The 3,768-nt window shown below is 41.8% G+C and carries 10 protein-coding genes; all 10 read left to right on the top strand.

Annotation, left to right across the window (positions count from 1 at the left end; genetic code table 11):
* Positions 1 to 655 (top strand): NAD-dependent epimerase/dehydratase family protein (locus tag NTU69_10045; protein MCX5803852.1); only part of this gene is annotated, 655 nt, incomplete at its 5' end.
* Between the two features lie 44 nt (positions 656 to 699).
* A complete protein-coding gene (locus NTU69_10040) occupies positions 700 to 873 on the top strand; it encodes a DUF4258 domain-containing protein (GenBank protein MCX5803851.1) in 174 nt (57 codons plus the stop codon).
* A 54-nt stretch (positions 874 to 927) separates the two neighbouring features.
* Positions 928 to 1,161 (top strand): DUF2283 domain-containing protein, encoded by a 234-nt coding sequence (locus NTU69_10035; GenBank protein MCX5803850.1) that lies wholly within the window; start codon positions 928 to 930, stop codon positions 1,159 to 1,161.
* A 220-nt stretch (positions 1,162 to 1,381) separates the two neighbouring features.
* Entirely contained in the window at positions 1,382 to 1,570 is a 189-nt protein-coding gene (locus tag NTU69_10030; protein ID MCX5803849.1) for a hypothetical protein, read from the top strand.
* Positions 1,570 to 1,791 carry a type II toxin-antitoxin system RelE/ParE family toxin gene (locus NTU69_10025; GenBank protein MCX5803848.1) on the top strand — a complete coding sequence of 74 codons (222 nt, stop codon included), beginning with the start codon at positions 1,570 to 1,572 and terminating at the stop codon, positions 1,789 to 1,791. The genes NTU69_10030 and NTU69_10025 overlap by 1 nt, the downstream gene beginning before the upstream one ends.
* Before the next feature lie 124 nt (positions 1,792 to 1,915).
* On the top strand, positions 1,916 to 2,173 hold the full coding sequence (locus tag NTU69_10020; GenBank protein ID MCX5803847.1) for a UPF0175 family protein: 258 nt from the start codon (positions 1,916 to 1,918) through the stop codon (positions 2,171 to 2,173).
* Positions 2,166 to 2,651 (top strand): DUF3368 domain-containing protein, encoded by a 486-nt coding sequence (locus tag NTU69_10015; protein ID MCX5803846.1) that lies wholly within the window; start codon positions 2,166 to 2,168, stop codon positions 2,649 to 2,651. The genes NTU69_10020 and NTU69_10015 overlap by 8 nt, the downstream gene beginning before the upstream one ends.
* A gap of 102 nt (positions 2,652 to 2,753) precedes the next feature.
* The gene (locus NTU69_10010; protein MCX5803845.1) at positions 2,754 to 3,119 is read left to right on the top strand and encodes a four helix bundle protein; all 366 of its coding nucleotides are present in this window, start codon (positions 2,754 to 2,756) and stop codon (positions 3,117 to 3,119) included.
* A 142-nt stretch (positions 3,120 to 3,261) separates the two neighbouring features.
* On the top strand, positions 3,262 to 3,528 hold the full coding sequence (locus NTU69_10005) for a type II toxin-antitoxin system HicB family antitoxin (protein MCX5803844.1): 267 nt from the start codon (positions 3,262 to 3,264) through the stop codon (positions 3,526 to 3,528).
* Positions 3,521 to 3,766 carry a type II toxin-antitoxin system HicA family toxin gene (locus tag NTU69_10000; protein MCX5803843.1) on the top strand — a complete coding sequence of 82 codons (246 nt, stop codon included), beginning with the start codon at positions 3,521 to 3,523 and terminating at the stop codon, positions 3,764 to 3,766. The genes NTU69_10005 and NTU69_10000 overlap by 8 nt, the downstream gene beginning before the upstream one ends.
* Positions 3,767 to 3,768 lie beyond the last annotated feature (2 nt).

Below are 3,768 nucleotides of genomic sequence, written 5' to 3'. Positions count from 1 at the left end.
CGGGTTTAATTCTATTTTTCTTCTCCCCGTCAATTTATATGGCCCTGGTGATAATTTCTCTTTTAAATCCTCTCATGTCATCCCTGCCCTTATCCGCAAATTCCACCTCGCCAACCTCCTCTCCCGCAACGACTTCGACTCCATCATCCACGACTTCCTCCGCAATGGCGATAACGAAGCCGTAATTGGTAATTCGAGATTCGTAATTAGTAAAGCCTCTCCTATCGAAGATGTTTTAGCTGTTCTAAAACATTACGGTATCTACTGTTCACGAATTACGAATCACGATTCACGGTCTGTGACAGTCGAAGTCTGGGGTACCGGCTCTGCAACCCGCGAATTCTTCTACGTCGAAGACGCCGCTGAAGCCATCATTCTTGCAACAGAAATCTATAATAAAAGTGACCCTGTCAATATAGGCGCAGGATTTGAAATATCAATCAAAGACCTTGTTGAACTAATTGTGAAGATGACAAATTATAAGGGTAAGATTGTATGGGATAAGTCAAGACCCGATGGCCAACCGCGGAGAATGCTTGATACAACAAGAGCATTCAATGGGTTCGGATTCAGTGCGAAAGTGGGTTTCGAGGAGGGACTAAAAGAGACCATCAATTGGTATCTCTCAACAAGACAGACCAAAGAAACAAAATAAACCAGAGAAACCAATAATAACCTCGGTTTTATAAAAAGATGAATTTGAAGAATCTAAAATTAAGCAGGCATGCAAGAAGACAGATAAAATGGAGAAAAATTACTGAGAAGGAAATTAAAGACACTATAAATAATCCTGATAGATTAGAAGATTCTATAAAGGAAAGAAAAAATGCGTTTAGAGCCATCGGAACTCGCCCTACTTCAAATAACATATAAAATTGAAAATAGTGATATAATTATAGTTACTGCAATGGTAAAGGGAGGGAAATCATGAGAATAGAATATGACAGGGAAGTAGACGCCCTGTATGTCCGTTTACAGGAAAAATATGTAGATCGAACAGTAGAGATAGAAGAGGGATTAAATATCGATTTAGATGAGAATGGAAAGCTGATAGGATTAGAGGTCCTGGATGCAACCGAACGGTACTCTCTAACCGATATATTTAATATTTCTACAGAAAATCTCATTCTGGAAAACAAAAAAATACGAAAAGTAAGTTGACAGCTTGCCAGCCAATGAGCTGTTGAGTTTACCCGCTCCGAAGGAACAACCTTGAACCTTGAACATAGAACGTTGAACAGAATTACTGCCAGCTCCGAAGGACCAAAGTCAAGGATAAAGATTTGACCCCATTACCCCTTTCCCCGCCTTTATATTTAAATTGAAATCCCGGCCTTGTAAGCTTACTATATAAAAGATCACTTAATGAGGAGAATATAAAATGAAGAATATAACCCTTGAAGCCGTTTACCAAAAGGTGGTTGATTTGCAGCAAGATATTGTTCAACTCAAGAAGAGTCTTATGGAAGAACCAGAGCTGCGTCGCGATTTTATTATGAGGATGAAAGACATTGAGCAGGAGAAGTCTATTATGGTCGAAGACTTTGGTAAAAGATACGGTTTAAGATAGTGTACCGGCTTGCAATTAAAGAGGGCCTCGACAAGAAGCTTAAAAAGCTTAAAAGAAAGGATCCGGAACCTCATCATTTTAAGCCGTTAAGGAAACCTCTGCAAAACAAACGTAGAGTGCATATAGGCGGGTCTTTCGTTCTGGTATATGAAATTAACGAGGAGCAGAAGATAGTTACACTGCTTGATTTTGACCATCACGATAATGTTTATAAGACTTAACATGGAATTGTGAGCCAATTCGTTTATGAGCTTGCCAGCTTACCCGCTATGCCTTATGAGCAATGTCAAGGATAAAGATTTGACCCCCACCAACTAAACCAAGAGGAAGAAGGAGGAACATAAAATGAAAACCAAGACTATAAGCCTTAAGCTGCCTTTAAGCGTATTTTCAGCGCTCAGAAAAACACCGGTTGAGTTTTCAGATGAGATACGTCTGACTGCGGCAGTAAAATGGTACGAAATGGGTGTCGTTTCCCAGGAGAAAGCTTCTGAGATAGCGGGCATGAACCGTGAGGACTTTTTATTGGCATTGTCAAAATTCAACGTATCCCCTTTTCAATATTCAGCAGAGGAGGTCCTGCAAGAGGCCGGCTATGAGTGATAATTTTATCCTCAATGCTTCACCAATTATACTACTTGGGAAAGCGGATCTTTTAAAAACAATAAGCCCCTTAGGCAAATCATGGATAATCCCCAAAGGCGTTGTCGGGGAAGTTGAGAAGAAAAGATCAATAGAACCCTATTTATCAGGACTCTCATACAATTCTAAGGTGATCCGGAAGAGTTCTTCAACAACACACCCCTTGATCGCTGCATGGGATTTAGGTCAGGGTGAAAGCGAGGTTTTAACTCTGGCGTTTGGAAAAGACGGAGTATGTGTCGTCTTGGATGATTTGCAGGCACGCAAGTGTGCTGCCCTTTTTGATATTCCCTTGATTGGTTCCATAGGACTTATTATCTTGGCGAAGCGAAAAGGTCTGATTGATTTGGCTAAGCCCAAAATTGAAAGATTAAAAGCTGCGGGACTGCACATTGACAACACGATGCTTGGCCGGATTTATATGAGAATTGGTGAATGAAAAAGGTTCCCGATCACGCCCTCATGGTGGACAACCCGGCCAAACTTGCAGATCTTATTTAGGAAATAGGGAAGAGTTAAGGGGCAAGCGGAAAGGGGATAAATGAAAAGACCACATTTTCGTTTTGAAGATCTCGAGATTTGGAAACTGGGCAAAGAACTTTCAGTGCGTTTTCATAAAGTGGCTGATAACCTTGAGCAACGAAAACTCTACCGCTATGCTGAGCAGATTCGTGCTGCAGGCCTTTCCGTTCCCAATAACATTGCTGAAGGCAGTGGAAGCTTGCATTCAAAAGAGTTTCAGCAATTTCTCAACATCGCCAGACGATCCATTTTCGAAAATGTATCCATGCTGCTTGTCTTCGAAGCCATGGAACTGCTGGCCAGCGAACATGTAGATGAGCTTTTATGGCAGTGTGACGAATTAAGCCGCAAAATCACCAACTATATCCGGAGCAGACAACCATGACTCTTTCCGCTTCCCCCTCACTCTTAACCCCTCCCCCCTCACGCCCCTATGACTATAGGGTGATACAACTTAAGCATGGGCAACCCTGAAAAAAAGAGATAGTTTATAATCGTATTTGAACAGCAATTAAGGAGGTTGAAGGATGTCATTCCTCATGACTGTTTTAAGAAGAAGTGGTGACTACTGGGTGGCGTTGTGCTTGGAAAATGGTGTTGTCAGCCAGGGGTCTACAAAAGAAGAAGCGCTTATAAAAATGAGAGAGGCTATAGCATCTCTGAAATTGGCTTTCTCTGACGATCCATCACTTTTTACAGCACCCATTGCTATCAATGAATTGCACGAATTTCTATCCGTAGAAGGGCAAGAACCTACATTAGAAACATACGAACTCAGGGCGGTTCATGCCTAAAAATATTCCATCCCTCACGCCCAGGGAACTACTGCGCATACTGGTAGGCGGTGGGTGTTCTTTTCTCAGGCATGGAAAGGGTGATCACGACATATACCTGCGTATCGTTGAGGGTCGGAAAAGAATAGCTCCCATCGATATGGGTGCAGGTGAATTGTCTCCACCTTACGTTATTCGGATCTTTCGTCAGTTTGGTTTCACGGATCAAGAAATTGATGAACTTTTAGCAAATCGGTGAAT

This window comes from Pseudomonadota bacterium, assembly GCA_026388215.1.
Taxonomy (GTDB): Bacteria; Desulfobacterota; Syntrophorhabdia; order Syntrophorhabdales; family Syntrophorhabdaceae; genus JAPLKF01.
Note: the sequence above shows the minus strand (reverse complement) of the source record. Positions and strands in the feature narration are given on the sequence as shown.